The organism is Bacillus sp. FJAT-49711, assembly GCF_018343715.1.
In the GTDB taxonomy this organism is placed as follows: domain Bacteria; phylum Bacillota; class Bacilli; order Bacillales; family Bacillaceae_C; genus Lederbergia.
Window position 1 is genome coordinate 317,364 of the sequence record NZ_JAGYPL010000001.1, and the last position, 16,495, is coordinate 333,858.

18 protein-coding genes and 1 other annotated feature (1 of these 19 running past the window's edge) are annotated in these 16,495 nt (G+C 36.9%); all 18 genes read left to right on the forward strand.

Features of this window, described 5'->3' with window-relative positions; translation table 11 throughout:
• The first annotated feature begins 7 nt into the window (after nt 1-7).
• The 18 genes from KHA96_RS01570 (at nt 8) to KHA96_RS01655 (ending at nt 16,367) form a co-directional block, all read left to right on the forward strand.
• A complete protein-coding gene (locus tag KHA96_RS01570) occupies nt 8-1,048 on the forward strand; it encodes a type IV pilus twitching motility protein PilT (protein ID WP_213127544.1) in 1,041 nt (346 codons plus the stop codon).
• Nucleotides 1,048-2,259 carry a type II secretion system F family protein gene (locus tag KHA96_RS01575; protein WP_213127545.1) on the forward strand — a complete coding sequence of 404 codons (1,212 nt, stop codon included), beginning with the start codon at nt 1,048-1,050 and terminating at the stop codon, nt 2,257-2,259. Before KHA96_RS01570 ends, KHA96_RS01575 begins: the two co-directional genes overlap by 1 nt.
• A gap of 90 nt (nt 2,260-2,349) precedes the next feature.
• Nucleotides 2,350-2,808, forward strand: a complete 459-nt coding sequence (locus tag KHA96_RS01580; protein WP_213127546.1) for a prepilin-type N-terminal cleavage/methylation domain-containing protein — start codon at nt 2,350-2,352, stop codon at nt 2,806-2,808.
• A gap of 11 nt (nt 2,809-2,819) precedes the next feature.
• Nucleotides 2,820-3,563: a prepilin peptidase gene (locus tag KHA96_RS01585; protein WP_249315207.1), complete on the forward strand. Its 744-nt coding sequence runs from the start codon at nt 2,820-2,822 to the stop codon at nt 3,561-3,563.
• Nucleotides 3,564-3,584: 21 nt separating this feature from the next.
• Complete coding sequence (pilM, locus tag KHA96_RS01590) at nt 3,585-4,547, forward strand: type IV pilus biogenesis protein PilM (protein ID WP_213127547.1); 963 nt, start codon at nt 3,585-3,587, stop codon at nt 4,545-4,547.
• Nucleotides 4,544-5,140, forward strand: coding sequence for a PilN domain-containing protein (locus KHA96_RS01595; protein ID WP_213127548.1), 597 nt, complete (start codon nt 4,544-4,546; stop codon nt 5,138-5,140). Before pilM ends, KHA96_RS01595 begins: the two co-directional genes overlap by 4 nt.
• Nucleotides 5,140-5,883 (forward strand): hypothetical protein, encoded by a 744-nt coding sequence (locus KHA96_RS01600; protein WP_213127549.1) that lies wholly within the window; start codon nt 5,140-5,142, stop codon nt 5,881-5,883. The genes KHA96_RS01595 and KHA96_RS01600 overlap by 1 nt, the downstream gene beginning before the upstream one ends.
• A gap of 105 nt (nt 5,884-5,988) precedes the next feature.
• A complete protein-coding gene (locus tag KHA96_RS01605; protein ID WP_213127550.1) occupies nt 5,989-7,002 on the forward strand; it encodes a hypothetical protein in 1,014 nt (337 codons plus the stop codon).
• 124 nt (nt 7,003-7,126) lie between these two features.
• A complete protein-coding gene (locus KHA96_RS01610; RefSeq protein ID WP_213127551.1) occupies nt 7,127-7,702 on the forward strand; it encodes a Maf family protein in 576 nt (191 codons plus the stop codon).
• Nucleotides 7,703-7,724: 22 nt separating this feature from the next.
• The gene (gene radC, locus KHA96_RS01615; protein WP_283248429.1) at nt 7,725-8,414 is read left to right on the forward strand and encodes a RadC family protein; all 690 of its coding nucleotides are present in this window, start codon (nt 7,725-7,727) and stop codon (nt 8,412-8,414) included.
• A gap of 239 nt (nt 8,415-8,653) precedes the next feature.
• Complete coding sequence (locus tag KHA96_RS01620; protein WP_213127552.1) at nt 8,654-9,676, forward strand: rod shape-determining protein; 1,023 nt, start codon at nt 8,654-8,656, stop codon at nt 9,674-9,676.
• Between the two features lie 334 nt (nt 9,677-10,010).
• Nucleotides 10,011-10,877 (forward strand): rod shape-determining protein MreC, encoded by an 867-nt coding sequence (mreC, locus tag KHA96_RS01625; protein WP_213127553.1) that lies wholly within the window; start codon nt 10,011-10,013, stop codon nt 10,875-10,877.
• The gene (gene mreD, locus KHA96_RS01630; RefSeq protein ID WP_213127554.1) at nt 10,877-11,395 is read left to right on the forward strand and encodes a rod shape-determining protein MreD; all 519 of its coding nucleotides are present in this window, start codon (nt 10,877-10,879) and stop codon (nt 11,393-11,395) included. The genes mreC and mreD overlap by 1 nt, the downstream gene beginning before the upstream one ends.
• A gap of 156 nt (nt 11,396-11,551) precedes the next feature.
• Nucleotides 11,552-12,241: a septum site-determining protein MinC gene (gene minC, locus KHA96_RS01635; protein ID WP_213127555.1), complete on the forward strand. Its 690-nt coding sequence runs from the start codon at nt 11,552-11,554 to the stop codon at nt 12,239-12,241.
• Nucleotides 12,234-13,043, forward strand: coding sequence for a septum site-determining protein MinD (minD, locus tag KHA96_RS01640; RefSeq protein ID WP_213127556.1), 810 nt, complete (start codon nt 12,234-12,236; stop codon nt 13,041-13,043). The genes minC and minD overlap by 8 nt, the downstream gene beginning before the upstream one ends.
• 124 nt (nt 13,044-13,167) lie before the next feature.
• Entirely contained in the window at nt 13,168-13,926 is a 759-nt protein-coding gene (locus KHA96_RS01645) for a M23 family metallopeptidase (RefSeq protein WP_213127557.1), read from the forward strand.
• On the forward strand, nt 13,919-14,785 hold the full coding sequence (locus KHA96_RS01650; RefSeq protein ID WP_213127558.1) for a M50 family metallopeptidase: 867 nt from the start codon (nt 13,919-13,921) through the stop codon (nt 14,783-14,785). The genes KHA96_RS01645 and KHA96_RS01650 overlap by 8 nt, the downstream gene beginning before the upstream one ends.
• Before the next feature lie 88 nt (nt 14,786-14,873).
• On the forward strand, nt 14,874-16,367 hold the full coding sequence (locus KHA96_RS01655) for an Rne/Rng family ribonuclease (RefSeq protein ID WP_213127559.1): 1,494 nt from the start codon (nt 14,874-14,876) through the stop codon (nt 16,365-16,367).
• A 26-nt stretch (nt 16,368-16,393) separates the two neighbouring features.
• Nucleotides 16,394-16,495, forward strand: a sequence feature (ribosomal protein L21 leader region) (it continues 32 nt past the right edge of the window).

Here is a 16,495-nt window from a genome sequence, read left to right on the forward strand (position 1 = left end):
TGTGAAAATGGATAATCATAGTAATACATTATTGGCTTCTGCTTTTGAAATAGGTGCATCGGATCTTCATTTAACGGTCGGAGTTCCACCTATTATGAGAATTAATGGAACGCTGAAACGATATGGGCGTGAAGAACTTTTGCCAGTAGATACGGAAAATATAGCAAAATCACTCATTCCGTCACATCTATGGGATTCTTTTATAGAAAAAGGGGAAATTGATTTTTCATATGGAATCCCTGGCGTATCGCGATTTCGTGTAAATGCCTTTCATCAGCGTTCATGTGTAGCTCTGGCGATTCGTGTAATTCCAACTCATATACCAACTTTAGATGATTTGAAATTACCGCCTATATTAAAGAAGCTATGTGAAAAGCCCCAAGGATTATTTCTTGTTACTGGTCCAACAGGAAGCGGTAAATCAACGACGCTTGCGGCAATGATTGGTTATATGAACAAGACGATGAGCAAGCATATTATTACCTTGGAAGATCCAATTGAATATTTGCATAAGCATGGGATGTCGATCATTGATCAAAGAGAAATAGGATTTGATACTCGAAGCTTTAATCAAGGATTAAGAAGTGCTTTAAGACAGGATCCCGATGTTATTCTTGTTGGAGAAATGCGGGACTTGGAAACCATTCAGACTGCAATCACAGCGGCGGAAACAGGGCATCTCGTATTAGGTACCTTGCATACTTCTAGTGCACCGTCGACCATTGATAGGATTATTGATGTATTTCCGCCTGCCCAACAAACGCAAATAAGAATTCAGCTTGCGTCTGTTTTAACGGGGATTATTTCGCAACGACTTTTTCCAACTACAGATAAAAAAGGGAGGGTTGCTGCTACGGAAATGCTTGTACACAATACAGCTATCGCAAATTTGATTCGGAATGAAAAAATTCATCAAATCTCCAATGTTCTCCAGACATCAAGGAATGAAGGCATGCATTTATTGGAGACGAGTATTAAAGATTTAGTAACAGCAGAACAAATTCCTAAAGAAATAGCCTATCCTTATCTAAAAGGAAATGACTTATAATGGCCCGTTTTATATATAAAGGTAGAAATAGACAAAAGATCGTGACTGGGAAAATTAATGCTAATTCTAGACGAGAAGCAATGGAGAAATTGAACAATGAGAGTGTTCGGATTATTGAAATAGAAGAAATTCCCGAATCGTTTTTAACGAAGGATATTACATTCGGAAAAGCGGTCAAGCTCCAGCATATCGTCATGTTTTTAAGACAATTTTCTGCATTGCTTAAAGCGGGAATTAAAGTAGTAGAAGCTACGAAAATCTTATCCGCTCAAACAGAAAGCAAAACTCTTAGTAAAGTGTTAGGTGAAGTTGAAGGAGATTTAAGAGAAGGATTATCACTATCTGAGGCACTTGGGAAGCATCCGAAAATCTTTGATTCTCTTTTTATTAATCTTGTAAAAGCAGGAGAACTATCAGGGACGATGGATGAGACGTTTGACAGACTAAGTGAGCATTATGAAAAACAACATCGCACGAGACAAAAGGTGTTAACGGCTATTTCCTATCCTTTAGTTGTCGGGATTGTTGCTATTGCTGTCGTCATTTTCCTTCTAATAGGTGTTGTTCCCACGTTTGTTTCAATGTTTGAAGGATTTGGTGGCGAATTGCCGGCGATTACGAAATTTGTATTGAGTGTGAGTGATTTAGCCAAAACTTATTGGATTCTGATCTTCCTTATGCTTGCCCTTTTAGTTTTAGGTATTATTGCCCTAGAAAAAAATGTAAAAACAAAGTATTATATGGACTTAATTGTCCTTAAGCTTCCTTTTATTGGCCCACTTGTCCAAAAAGCAATGATTGCAAGGATGACAAGGACGTTAAGCTCCATGCTAGCAAGCTCTGTATCTATTTTACAAGCCCTAGCCATGGTCGAAAAAATAATTGGAAATGATGTAATGGCAAAGGTTATAAAAAATTCAAGGGTTTCGCTGGAGGAAGGAAAATCTCTTGCAAAACCTATCGAAGAACATTGGGCTTTCCCGCCACTAGTTTCACAAATGATCGTAATCGGTGAAGAATCAGGTTCATTAGATACAATGTTAGCAAAGGTAGCAGATTTTTATGAACAAGAGGTAGACGCAGCCACTGATCGGTTGAAAGCATTGATAGAACCAATGATGATCATCGTGCTCGCGGGCTTAGTAGGAACAATAGTAACAGCCATAATCATCCCTATGTTTAAGATTTTCGACAATATCCAAAACTATTAAAATATATTGTCAAAATATGCATTTTGTGTGATATCATGGGTAAAAGGAACTATATACATAATAGTTTCTGTTAATAAGGAGGAAAAACCAATGTTGAAAAAAGTTAGGAAACTATTTAAAAACCAACGAGGTCTTACGTTAGTAGAATTACTAGCTGTTGTTGTCATTTTAGGGATTATTTCGGCGATTGCTATTCCGAGTATTGGGGGATTGATTAACAATTCAAAGAAAGATGCACATATTGCGAATGCTCAAACGATGGTGAATGCAGTGAAGTTGATGGTTACCACCGATGAATTAGAATACAATAAAAATAATGCAGCTACAGTTACATTGAGCCAATTGGTAAAAGACAATTATATTGAAGCTGTAAAAGATCCTTCAGGTACAACATATGGTGAGGGTACCAATGTAACTGTAAAAAAAGAGAGTGATGACAAATATACTTATTCTATAACACTTACAAATAGTGGTAATAATGAATATTATTCTGGTACACTTGAAAAAATGAATAGAAGTCAAATAAACTTGAAACCATCTTCAGAATAAGGTAAAAATTATTGATTATAATTATTATTCTTCTTTACGCCCTATTCCTCGGCTCCTTCTTCAATGTCGTCGGGCTTAGGGTTCCATTAAATCAGTCAATTGTTAAGCCACGGTCAGCTTGTCCAAGATGTGGACATACTTTAAAGGCTATTGAGTTAATACCTGTTTTTTCTTATGTAATCCAAGGGGGAAAATGCCGTCTTTGCCAAAGTCGGATTTCCCCTCTTTATCCTATTATGGAGCTGTCTACAGCTGTAATATTTCTATTTGCTTATTGGAAAATTGGCTGGTCCTTTGAACTCATTTTTGTCTGGACATTGATCTCTTTATTTATCATCATTTTCATAACAGATATTACATACATGCTGATCCCCGATCGTATTCTCCTATTTTTTATACCTTTATTCCTTATTGAACGAATCGCACTGCCAGTAGATCCGTGGTGGGACTCTCTTCTGGGTGCTGCGATTGGATTTACCCTTTTACTTGCGATTGCGGTCATTAGTAAAGGAGGGATGGGGGGAGGAGATATAAAACTTTTTGGGGTTATCGGGTTCGCACTTGGCTCAAAGTTAGTTTTATTATCATTTTTTGCTGCTTCGGTGTTAGGTGGCATATTTGGAATTATTGGGATGGCCTGTGGACTGTTCAAAAAAGGTGACTCGATTCCATTCGGTCCTTATATAGGGCTTGGAACTTTAGTTGTTTATTTTTATCATCAAAACATTATAGATTGGTATTTTTCATTTTTGTAGACAGCAAAGGGAGTTTTCGTGATGACATTCCAACTATTTAAGCGAAGTCTTAAAGCAGCTAATATCGTTTTTACGGATAAGACTATTCGTTTCTTGGAAACAGTCCAGAAATCTGAAATTGAAATACTACAAATGAGTGAGTGTTCTCTTGCTCCCGGTACGATAAAAGACGGGAAAATCGTTGATTCCGAAATGTTTAGAATGATACTGGAACAATGTGTTGATACTTGGAATATTAAAAGGCGGGAGGTTCGTTTTTTAATTCCTGATCCTTTTATTATTGTGCGGCAAATGAAGGTGCCAATCGATATTCAAGAAGATGAGTTAAATGGTTATTTATTTCTTGAAACAGGAACAAGCATCCATCTTCCATTTGAGGATCCCGTAATAGATTCCGTTATTCTTCAAAAAAATGAAAAAGACCAAGATATTTTGCTTGTAGCGGCTCCACGCGAGATTGTTGATTCTTATATGAAACCTTTAGAAAATGTAAAATTAAAGCCGATTGCCGCCGAAATATCCGCTCTATCTTTATATCGACTGTACAAAAAAGCCGGAATGACAAGAGAAGAAGATCATATATTACTATTGAATTATGATGAGGATTTATTAACTATATCAATTTTTCATCAAGACATTCCAATTTTTGTGCGCCCCATTACTTCGGAATCCCTCCTTCAGAATACGATGGAAATGATTGGTGAGGACGATACGTATTATTTAGATGATGCGATCGTGGAAATTCAAAAGGTAATGGATTTTTATAGATATACTTTGAATCAGGGGAAAGTATTGATTAATAGAGTTATCTTAAGTGGTGATCACAATGATCTCACTTTTATTAGGGAAAGATTGGGAACTTATTTGCAATTACCTATCGAACAGCTTAATCAAGAGAAATATTTAACCGTCGATGGAAAGCCAATCTCTCCATCATACTTTTCCGCACTTGGTTTATCTTTAAAAGAGGTGGATATGAGATGATCGAGATTAACTTAATTCCACCTCGAAAAAAGAAATCCTATTTCCTTTTAGTGAGCCTACTTACTATATTTGGGGTTGCTATTTGTGTGAGCACAATTATATTAGTTCAATTACAGTTTGAAAAAGAGCATGTTCGATCATTGGAGAAACAGTCTCAGCAAATTCAAGAATTAATTGAGATTGAAAAAAGTAAGCTTACTAATTCCCAATTAACAAGTTCTACCGAAATATTAAATAATATTATTGTAGAGGTCGATAAGAAGCAAATCGATAGTGTCCCTATTTTAAGCCAACTTATTTCGCTTTTGCCTGAAAGAGGTTTTTTTGAATCGCTTACCTATAGTTTAAATGGTGATATCCAATTAACGGTGCAATTTGATTCAAGCAGAGAGGCAGCTTACTACTTAAATGCATTGCTTCACTCTCCGTGGTTAAACAAAGCTTCATTAGCATCCATTACGGCGAAAGAAGAAACAGAAGAAGGGCATCCAATTGAAAATGAAAAGATCCTTCCACGATATACAGCCATTTATCAATTGTTCGTTGATAAAAAATATATTACAGATTTGCAAGTTGAAGGAGGCAAACAATAATGCCACTTCATTGGATGAAAAATAAATGGTTTATTACTATTATAACGACCCTAATACTTTTCACTATTATTCTTTACATTTATTCCAGTCAATACCGACCTGTTGCGAGTCAATCTATGATTCTAGAAAATGAATTAAAAACTGAGGAAAAAATGCTGAAAGTATTAGAAGAAAAAACAGCAAATGAAAATAGTTATACAGTAGAAAGTTCATTTTCACTGCAAGAGCAAATTCCTGTCTTGCCTTTGACAGATCAATTCATCTTAGATATAGAAAAAGCAGAGACCGTTGCCAATGTATACGTTGAAAATATGGTTATTTCAGAAGGTGAAGGACTGGCAGCTATTGAAGGAACTGAACAAGCTGAAACATCTTCCGAAGTAAATGAAATTGAAGAAACGGAAGATCAAAGTCAATTATATAATCTAGATGAACTAAAAAAAGTTACAGTTTCTCTTTCTTTATCAGCAAAAAACTATTTTGATTTTGAAGCATTTATAAACTATCTTGAATCTCAGACTCGTATTGTACAAGTTGAACAAATTTCCGTTTCAGCTCCCGAAGAGATGACGAATATTGCTGATGAGAATGAATTAAATCATTATAATATTGTGATTTCGGCTTTTTATATCCCAGGGTTAACGGATTTAATAGACGAGGCGCCAAAAATGGATTCACCGCCACCTGCAAAAAAGAAAGATCCATTCAACAATTTCCCTGAAATTAATAAAGAAAAGAAATAAAATTTGACGAAAACCTTTTAGTAATAGACGACAAAAGTTTCGTCTTTTTTTTATGCTTGTATGATAGGATAAAACAAAATTTATGTGCGGGAGGCTTAAAGATGAATGGATAATGAAAAAGGGGAGCGCAATTCAACTATTAAAATAAAATTGAATGGTAGAGAGCAGCCATTTTCAGAAGAAACCGCCATTCATGATTGGCAATCAGCTACAGAGGAAGCATCAGCTGCTCAATCTGAAGAAACAGTAGAAGACGAAGAATTTGAGTGGATTTTGCCAAATGTAGAAAAAAATGAAGTGCCGGAATATAAAATTATTAATGCAACAAAAGACAACGTCGGAAAATTCCCTATGCCAAAGTGGAGAAAAAATATAAAACCTGGAATTTCAAGTTTGTTTATTTCTGTTTTCCTAGCAATCGCTGTCGGATTAATTCTTGGACTTATAATATATAAAATGGCAATCCAATCAGAAGATAGCCACGTAGCGTTAAAGGAAGCTGATCATTCTCCAGTAACGGAAAAGGAAGAACAAAATACGAAGAATGAAATTTATTCTTTTACTCTTCCAGATATTACTATACCTGTGATTCAAGGTGGCCTTTATTCCACTAGGGAGAATGCTGTTTCTGCGGGTGAAGATTTGGCCGAATATCAGCTTGGAACAACTATCATTGAAATAGAAGGACAATATTATTTATTTATTGGGGTAGCAGGTGATTTAGTAACTGCTAAATCATGGACAAATAAATTGAAGGAAGAAGGGCTAGAAGAAGTTTGGGCAAAGAATCTAACGATTAGTGGCAAGACGGTTGAATTAGCCTCAAAAGAAGAAGCCGATCGTTTGACAGATGAAATCTACACTCTTCATAAGCTTGCGGAAGAATCTGCTAACGGGTTTGTGAAAGGCGTAGTGAATGAAGATGTAATAAATAGTTCTGAAAAAGTAATAACAGGCACCTTTCAAAATGAAGTTGCAAAAGACCTTCACGGCAACCTTCAAACAGCGCAAAAGCATCTAAAAAGCTTTCCCACATCCGAAGCAACTAGTAATGAATTGTTACAAGCTCAACAAGCTTTGTTGGAATTTGTTCAAATATACTACAGTAAAAGCAATTAAGGGGTTCATGACCCCTTTTTTCTATTGTTTCTTTCCCAACACTTTGATAGGATAGAGTTACGTATCTCCCTTTATCAAATGTAATAAAACTATTTTCCTTACCCAAGAAAGGAAGACCATGCCTATGGATCGCCTCGTACTCGCTTCTGCTTCACCCCGAAGAAAAGAAATCCTACAGAAACTAAACATTCCTTTTACTACTTTTTCACCAAATGCCGACGAAACTCTATCAACAGGACTCCGGCCATCAGATTTTGTCATGACACTTGCTTTACGTAAAGTGAGCCTTGCGTCAGAGCATTTTCCAAACGCAGCCATTATTGGATCGGATACTGTAGTGGTATGCGATGAGCTTATTCTTGGTAAACCAAAGAATCAAGAAGAAGCCTACCAAATGCTAAAACAACTATCAGGACGTATTCATTCGGTCTATACAGGTGTAGCCATCTTTCATAATGGCGAGACCGAAACATTTTATGAAAAAACAGATGTAGAATTTTGGGAGTTGACAGAAACTAATATTCATCAGTATATAAAGAGTGGGGAGCCCTTTGATAAAGCTGGCGCATACGGCATTCAAGGGCAAGGGGCATTACTCGTAAAATCCATTACTGGGGATTATTACAATGTAGTAGGCCTTCCTATTTCCCGTTTATACCGCACCCTTTCAGCTATGGGTATCATCATTCCTCCCAACTAGACTAAAAAGGAGGAAACTATACTTGAAAACCGACACACTCATGATACGCGATTACCCTGTCGATGAGCGGCCTCGTGAACGTCTCATCAACAATGGGGCAGAAAGTTTATCGAATCATGAATTATTAGCGATTTTATTAAGAACCGGAACAAAATCAGAATCCGTCATTCAATTAGCTAATCGTCTTCTATCACAATTTGATGGTCTTATGTGGCTAAAGGATGCAGCCCTCGAAGAATTGACAAATCTGAAAGGGATTGGCGAAGCGAAAGCTGTGCAAATAGCCGCAGCAGTTGAACTTGGCAGAAGAATTAGCAATCTTGCGTATGATGAAAGATATGTTATTCGCAGTCCAGAAGATGGGGCAAACTATTGTATGAATGATATGCGTTTCCTAAGTCAGGAACATTTCGTTTGCCTATATTTAAACACAAAAAATCAAGTCATCCATCGGCAAACAATCTTCATAGGCAGCCTCAATGCCAGTATTGTCCATCCTCGCGAGGTTTTTAAAGAAGCTATTCGTCGTTCCGCTGCTTCTATTATATGTCTGCATAATCATCCTTCCGGTGATCCGGCGCCTTCAAGGGAAGATATAGAGGTTACAAAGCGATTAGTAGAATGCGGTAAAATGGTTGGAATAGAGCTTCTTGATCATTTAATCATCGGCGATAAAAAATATGTCAGTATGAAAGAAAAAGGGTATATGTGACACTAGGATTTTAAAAAATGATAAGCTATAATTAAACTTATGATTTTTATTAGGCATGTTCCTATTAAGCTAAATAAATATATGTAAAATAAGATACGTAGTAAATTACAAAAAAATTCATTGAAAAAACGTAAAATATGTTGTATTGGACAGGCTATTGAATAAATCTAAATGAATTTGAAAGTATAGGGAGCAGATGCACTAAAAAATGCATTTGATTGAGAAAGGGAGATACATACATGTTTGGATTTGGAACGAAAGATCTTGGGATAGATTTAGGAACTGCCAATACACTTGTATTTGTTAAAGGAAAAGGAATAGTTCTGCGTGAACCATCAGTAGTCGCATTACAAACTGACACAAGAAAAATTGTAGCGGTTGGAAATGATGCCAAAAATATGATTGGTCGAACTCCAGGACATATTGTTGCTCTTAGACCAATGAAAGATGGAGTTATTGCTGATTATGAAACAACTGCAGCGATGATGAAATACTATATTCGACATGCGACGAAGAGGAGAGGCTTCTTTGGCGGAAAACCACATGTCATGGTTTGTGTTCCATCTGGAATTACTGCTGTTGAGCAGAGAGCGGTCTTGGATGCGACGAAAGAAGCTGGAGCTAAAGAGGCATATCCTATTGAAGAGCCATTTGCTGCTGCCATAGGAGCCAACTTGCCTGTGTGGGAACCAACTGGGAGTATGGTTGTTGATATTGGTGGTGGTACGACAGAAGTAGCGGTTATTTCTCTTGGTGGGATTGTAACGAGCATGTCGATTAGAATTGCCGGTGATAATATGGACGAGTCCATTATTTCATACATCCGGAAGTCATATAATCTATTGATCGGTGATCGTACGGCAGAGGCCATTAAACTTGAAATTGGATCAGCTGGAGAGCCTGAAGGAATACCTCCAATGGAAATACGTGGAAGGGACTTATTAACCGGACTCCCAAAAACAATTGAAATAACAGCCGAAGAAATATCGGTTGCATTGCGTGATACTGTGAACTCTATTATTGAAGCAGTGAGAAGTACGCTTGAAAAAACTCCCCCAGAACTGTCTGCGGACATTATGGATAGAGGGATTGTTTTAACTGGCGGCGGAGCCTTGCTGCATAATTTGGATAAGATCATTAGTCAAGAAACGGATATGCCAGTATTAATTGCAGATGAACCATTAGATTGTGTTGCAATCGGAACGGGTATAGCATTGGAGAATATTCATCTTTTCAAAAATAAAGTGAGAGATATGCGTTAAAAATGACTAGCGCCGTTTTTTACGGCGCTTGCGTTTTTAACAGCATTTTAAAATGAAAATAGTAAATTAATGTATTGCTTAAGCGCCATTGTGAAAGGCGTATTGCTTAACAATTATTAACAAGTAAAAAATTTTTGTGGATGTCTAGCTACAGCGCCTATCAACCAGCAATCTTCTTGTCCTTGTCCCTTTGATAAGGAAGCCAGACTCTTCGCTTGTTCTGTTTTCTTTATCGCAAAGTGTTGGGCCAAAAAGGAACGTCGACGGACCCGCATCCTGCGGGCCTGTACATTAATAAGCAAGGCGCTTATGCTTTTCTAACGGGGTGTAAACTATGTCACACTTTTTTTTAAACAAACGTCTCATTATTCTACTTATCAGCATCATCATTCTCGTGTCGTTAATCGGATTTTCTTTAAGAGATAGAGAGAATATTACACGTCCTGAGCAATTTGTAAAAGACGTTGTTGGCTTTGGCCAATCACTTATTTCTATACCAGCTCAAGGAGTTGCAAACCTTGTTGGTAATATTCATGATCTGCAAAATACATACACGGAAAATAAAAAACTTAAGGCACGATTGGAAGGATTAGCGAAGCTTGAAAAGGAAATATCAGATTTAAAAAGAGATAATGTAGAATTGCGGAATGTACTAAATAAAACCGAGAATTTACGTGATTATAACGCCATTCAAGCCACTGTCATCAGTCGGACTCCTGATCGATGGTTTGAAAAAATTACGATTAATAAAGGCAGTAAAAGTGGTGTTAAAACGAATATGGCTGTCACGACAGCAAAAGGTTTAGTTGGGAAAGTTGTCAGCACATCACCGATGACAGCTACGGTTGAACTTCTTAGCTCAGATAATAAAAAGAATAGAGTAGCTGCTGAAATTCAAGGAGATGAGCATGTTTTTGGTCTCATTGATGGCTATGATAAAGAAAAGAAAATGTTAATCATGAAAGATATTGTCATTGACCAAAAAATTAAAAAAGGGCAGAATGTTGTCACTTCCGGTCTTGGGGGTGTTTTTCCAAAAGCATTGGATATTGGAAAAGTTAAAGAGGTGGAAGTCGACCGTTTTGGATTGACACAAATAGCTTATGTTGAACCTTCTGCAGATTTTTACGGATTTGAACATGTATTGGTCATTGTACGCACAATGGAAACTATAGAAGATGAAGCGAAGGAGGGGGAATGATGAGACATTTGATTCTTCCCTTCCTTTTAACTTTGTGTTTTTATATTGAAAGTATTTTTGTAGACTTTTTACCTACTGGCATATTCGGAAGGGATTGGATCCTTGTTCCGCATTTTTTATTAGTATTATTAATCATAATGGGAATCAGTTTCTTTAGAAATCGCACACTCATCTATGCAGCAGTTTTTGGTTTGTTATTTGATATTTATTTTACAGAGATCATCGGCATTTATTTAGTTTTGTTTCCAATCGCAGTATATATATCGGCAAAATTGGCCAAAATTCTTTTTTCAAATGTTTTCACTGCTCTTTTCACATCGATGTTATGTATATCCTTAGTTGAAACAATTGTATACGGAATGAATATTCTAGTTTTGCGGAAAAGTATGGATATAAATGAATTTTCTATGATTCGATTGGTGCCAACACTCATTTTGAATATTATATTTTTCATTATCGTTTATTTCCCGTTCAATAAATTTTTATTAAATAGAAAAAAAGAAGAGATAAATGAATAATTTTTTTTGAATAAGAGGAAAATCGATGTAGTTTGTCGAATTCAGCAAGGGATGACGAAATATCAATAATGAGATAAACTAAAGATAAATAGAAGTAGTAGTGAAAGGAGATATGAGGGCACTATTCTGCAAGTTGAGTCTCCTTGCCCGTATCACATGAAAAACAGACAAAATGTTATGATTAAAGGGACTAAGAACGGTCTTTCTTTGCAATTAAATGATCGCTGCTCTTACGAAGAATTACTTATAGAGCTGGAAGAGAAACTCGCTGATTTACAAGGGGTAGATACGGACAGTCCCCTAATTTCGGTGCGCATTCTTTCAGGTAATCGGTATCTTAATATTGAACAACAAGAAAAATTAAAAGAAATGATTCGCAAAAAACAAAATTTAATAGTTGAAGAGATAGAGAGTAATATCATCACAAAAACAGAGGCAGAACGTATGATTGACGAACAAGAAGTGACATCTGTTGCTACTGTCGTCAGATCTGGACAAATATTAGAAGTTCCCGGGGATTTATTGCTTGTCGGAGATGTTAATCCAGGGGGGACAGTTCGAGCAGCTGGTAATATATTTATTATGGGTGCCTTAAAAGGGATTGCCCATGCTGGATTCACGGGAAGAAACGAAGCGGTCATCGTTGCATCATTTATGACCCCATCGCAACTAAGAATTTCTGATTGTATTAGCCGTGCTCCAGATCATTATGATCAAGAAGATCGTCACCAAATGGAGTGTGCTTACATAGACGCTAGACATCAAATCGTTATTGATCGATTGCAAGTTTTAAAACATTTACGACCAAATATTACTAGATTAAAAGGGGGACAATACAATGGGTGAGGCGATTGTAATAACTTCGGGTAAAGGAGGAGTCGGAAAAACTACAACTTCGGCTAACCTGGGGACAGCTCTTGCCCTGCAGGGGAAAAAGGTATGTCTCATAGATACAGATATTGGTCTACGAAATCTTGATGTAGTACTTGGTCTTGAAAATCGGATTATATATGATCTAGTAGATGTTGTTCAAGGAAGATGTAAGCTGCATCAGGCGATTGTTAAAGATAAAAGATTTGAAGACAAGTTGTTTTTACTTCCGGCAGCACAAACAAGCGATAAAACAGCCGTATCTCCTGAACAAATGAAAAAGCTCGTTAACGATATGAAGCACGAGTACGATTACATATTAATTGATTGTCCCGCTGGTATCGAGCAAGGATATAAAAATGCTGTAGCCGGGGCTGATAAGGCAATTGTCGTGACGACTCCAGAAATTTCTGCAGTGAGAGATGCAGATCGTATCATTGGATTATTAGAAAAAGAAGAAAACGTTGAGCCGCCAAAATTAATCATCAATCGTATTCGCAGTCAAATGATGAGAGATGGAGATGTGCTGGATGTCGATGAAATTGCCCAGCATTTATCGATAGACTTGATTGGTATTGTCCAAGATGATGTAGATGTAATTAGATCTTCCAATCAAGGTGAGCCGATTGCCTTAGACCCGAATAGCAAGGCGTCCATTGCTTATCGTAATATTGCGAGAAGAATTTTGGGTGAGTCTGTTCCGCTGCAATCTTTAGATGACGAAAAATCAGGCGTGTTTGCAAGGTTGAAAAAGCTTTTTGGTGTTGGAGCTAAATAATGTAAGGAGCCATGCGTTCATAGTAATTGATCGCATGGCTCCTTTTTTTCTCTGGGCAATAAAAGCATATTTTATGAGGACGAGTCATAGTGTAATAGAAAATAATTAAGGGAGATGGGGGAGAATGAGTAGAAGAGCTGATGAAATCCGGAAACGAATAAGTAAACGGAGAAAGCAATATAATCCTAACAAGGAGAGGACTGGATCAACTCCGTTTATTGATAATGAATTCGAATCCCCCGTATTTGAAGCGGAACCTAAAGATTCTTTTCATCCACTTTGGAATCGTGATATTTTCCTGTTTAAAATCCTTGCATCTGTTGTCCTTGTCCTTATACTCGCGATTATATTTCAGTCGACATCAACTAAATTAGAACCGATAAAATTAGGTGTAAAGAAAACGATGGAAAAAGAGTTTCAGTTTGCTGCAGTTGCCAATTGGTATGAGAATCAATTTGGAAAGCCGTTGGCACTTCTTCCCCCCTTTGAAAATGATGAGAAAACAGATACAGCAAATAACGAATTATCTTATGCTCAGCCAGTTTCAGGAAAAATATTAGAAGACTTTTCGGTGGATGGAAGAGGCATTATTATGGAAACTGGTACGAATGCAGAAGTAGAAGCAATGACTGGCGGTGTAGTCATCTTTGCAGGTAAAAAGGAAGATATCGGCCAAACCGTTATTATTCAACATGCGGATCACTCTGAGACTTGGTATGGGATGTTGGATAAAATTACCGTAAAACCTCGAGAAAATGTAGAAGCGGGTAAACATGTAGGAGTTGTATCACTAGGTAAAGAAGGAGAGACTGGAGAGTTTTACTTTGCAATCAAACAAAATGATATGTTTATTGATCCTATTCAGGTGATAAAATTTGAATAAATATGGATTACTCATTAAAAAAATGCAAATTCATCCGCTTTTTTGGGGAGTAGCTAGTATTGCAATTATTACAGGATACTTTTGGCAGTTGCTTTATTTGTTTGCGATCGTATTTATTCACGAGCTTGGACATGCTGCAGCAGCTGCACATTATGGGTGGAGAATTAAACGGATTTTGATTTTGCCATTCGGCGGGGTATGCGAAGTGGATGAACATGGCAATCGGAGAATTAAAGAGGATCTGATCGTCATCATCGCCGGACCTTTGCAGCATGTTCTGATTGCGGTCTTCATTCCGGTGTTGGTCATGCTTTCCTTTTTGCCTGCTGATGTAGCAAAACAAATATCTCAATATAATTTAATGATTCTTTTGTTTAATCTTATTCCCATCTGGCCATTAGATGGAGGCAAACTCGTACAACTCTATCTTTCTACACAACATCCGTATAAAAATGCTTGTCGTCTGTCATTGATGAGTTCTTTTGCTGTTTTGCTCGTATTGCATACAATGATACTCTTTTTTTATCCATTAAATATAAACGTATGGCTTGTTTTACTTTATTTGGACATCATCTTATGGACTGAATGGAAACAACAACGATATGTTTTCATGAGATTTTTACTAGAAAGGCATTATGGAAAAAACTTAAGTTTTTCCCAATTGCAGTCGATTGAGGCGAAAGGGGAAGAGCATTTGCATGAAGTATTAGAGAAGTTCAAACGTGGCTGTAAACATTTAATCTATGTTGGAGGAAAGGATAGCCACCTCGGGAAGCTAGATGAAAATGAAATTCTTCATGCTTATTTTACGGAGAAACGTGTTAGTGCGCAGCTAAAAGACTTAGTATACAATGATTGACTACAATTAATTACACCGCTAAAGTAATAAGTAATGAAAACAACTGGCGAATAAGCCAGTTTATTTTTTTCCTAGCGGGTGAGCGAAAATGAACGAAATATTTGTCGATAGTAAAACAGCGGAACAAAGGTTTGCTATAAGAGAAAATGGGTTAGTTACGAGGTTTTTTGTTGAACAGCCGAGTGACATTTCCGAAGTCGGAAACATTTATTTAGGAAAGGTAGAGAGTGTAAAAAAGGGAATGAACGCTGTTTTTGTAGATATTGGTAAAGAAAAGAATGGATTTTTACAAAAGGACCAACTCCCTGCCTATATCCATTCTACTGATCCGCGAAAAAAGGATATGCCTATTTCCAAATTTATTACTGAAGGTGAAAAGCTTCTAGTTCAAGTTAAAAAGGATGAAACTGGAGGCAAGGGTGTTTTGTTAACGGGAATAATTGAAATTCCTGGTGAAAAATCGATCTATATGCCTGAAGGTAAATATATTGCTGTTTCAAAAAAAGGTGATGAGAGATTAAGGGATACGTGGAGAGATATTGCCCTTAAATTTAAGGAAAATAAGGAAGGTTTTATCATTCGAACAGAAGCACTTTCGGGAAGCAAAGAGGAATGGGAACAAGAGGCGGAACAGCTTCGAAATACTTATATTTCCATTCAGAACATGCAAACCAAAGTGAAAGCTCCTGCAATATTAATGAGAAAGTCATTATTTTTTGAGGAAATCGTTCGGGAAATGGGTCGTCTTAAAAATGGCGAACTTTATTATAATGACAAGGAAATATTGAATGGAATACAAAATTTGCTTCCGAGCTTAGAAAAAATGGATTGGGAATTTCATTTTCATCAAGATAAGGAAGGTGTTTTTTCCAAATACGGCTTAGAAAATGAAATTGGAAAAGCATTTAGACCGATAGTTTGGTTAAATAATGGGGCGTATATTGTCATTAATGAAACAGAAGCCGCAATCGTAATTGATGTTAATACTGGCAAATTCACTGGAAAGCAAGCCGTTTCTGAGACAGTTGTCCAAACGAATTTAGCCGCGGCGAAAGAAATAGCGAGACAGCTGCGTCTACGAGATTATAGCGGCATGATTTTAATAGACTTTATTGATATGGAGAGTAATGCAGATAAAAGAAAAGTTAAGCAATTGTTAGAAGAATTGTTTAAAAAGGATCCAAAGCATACTCGCGCTGTTGGTTTCACTCCCCTAGGGATATTTGAAGTAACTCGAAAACGGACTAAACTATCCCTTCCTAAAATAATGCAGACGAAATGTTCTGCCTGCCATGGAACTGGGTTTGTAGAAAGTCCCGAAACAGTCTCCTTTCGATTGGAGCGAGAATTATTTGAGACTCCTATGGATGAGCACGATGCTGTTTTGATTGAAATTGATAAGGAAACGATGGAGATTTTTAAAGGAGTAGGAAATCGTCATCTGTTAAGAATAGAAAAACTGTTGCATATTAAAATCTTTTTTAAAGTCATTCATACCCTTAAATTTGAATATTTTATTCGCCAGTTTGGATCCGTTGAGGTGATTAAAGCGAAAGCTGTTGACATGCATAATGGCATATGATAGTATTTTCATGTTAGTTTGTAGCACCCGTGCTACAACCGCACAGCTCAGGTCTATAAGATTTTGAATGTCAAAATGCCGAGTGTTTTGAGCTTTTTCAAAACGCCGAGTGTTTTGTACTCTTTCAA

What these genes read in the sequence shown, in the direction of transcription:
- KHA96_RS01570 (WP_213127544.1), top strand. Translation starts at nt 8, where the DNA reads ATGGATAATCATAGTAATACATTATTGGCTTCTGCTTTTGAAATAGGT.
- KHA96_RS01575 (WP_213127545.1), top strand. Translation starts at nt 1,048, where the DNA reads ATGGCCCGTTTTATATATAAAGGTAGAAATAGACAAAAGATCGTGACT.
- KHA96_RS01580 (WP_213127546.1), top strand. Translation starts at nt 2,350, where the DNA reads ATGTTGAAAAAAGTTAGGAAACTATTTAAAAACCAACGAGGTCTTACG.
- pilM (WP_213127547.1), top strand. Translation starts at nt 3,585, where the DNA reads ATGACATTCCAACTATTTAAGCGAAGTCTTAAAGCAGCTAATATCGTT.
- KHA96_RS01595 (WP_213127548.1), top strand. Translation starts at nt 4,544, where the DNA reads ATGATCGAGATTAACTTAATTCCACCTCGAAAAAAGAAATCCTATTTC.
- KHA96_RS01600 (WP_213127549.1), top strand. Translation starts at nt 5,140, where the DNA reads ATGCCACTTCATTGGATGAAAAATAAATGGTTTATTACTATTATAACG.
- KHA96_RS01605 (WP_213127550.1), top strand. Translation starts at nt 5,989, where the DNA reads ATGGATAATGAAAAAGGGGAGCGCAATTCAACTATTAAAATAAAATTG.
- KHA96_RS01610 (WP_213127551.1), top strand. Translation starts at nt 7,127, where the DNA reads ATGGATCGCCTCGTACTCGCTTCTGCTTCACCCCGAAGAAAAGAAATC.
- KHA96_RS01620 (WP_213127552.1), top strand. Translation starts at nt 8,654, where the DNA reads ATGTTTGGATTTGGAACGAAAGATCTTGGGATAGATTTAGGAACTGCC.
- mreC (WP_213127553.1), top strand. Translation starts at nt 10,011, where the DNA reads ATGTCACACTTTTTTTTAAACAAACGTCTCATTATTCTACTTATCAGC.
- mreD (WP_213127554.1), top strand. Translation starts at nt 10,877, where the DNA reads ATGAGACATTTGATTCTTCCCTTCCTTTTAACTTTGTGTTTTTATATT.
- minC (WP_213127555.1), top strand. Translation starts at nt 11,552, where the DNA reads ATGAAAAACAGACAAAATGTTATGATTAAAGGGACTAAGAACGGTCTT.
- minD (WP_213127556.1), top strand. Translation starts at nt 12,234, where the DNA reads ATGGGTGAGGCGATTGTAATAACTTCGGGTAAAGGAGGAGTCGGAAAA.
- KHA96_RS01645 (WP_213127557.1), top strand. Translation starts at nt 13,168, where the DNA reads ATGAGTAGAAGAGCTGATGAAATCCGGAAACGAATAAGTAAACGGAGA.
- KHA96_RS01655 (WP_213127559.1), top strand. Translation starts at nt 14,874, where the DNA reads ATGAACGAAATATTTGTCGATAGTAAAACAGCGGAACAAAGGTTTGCT.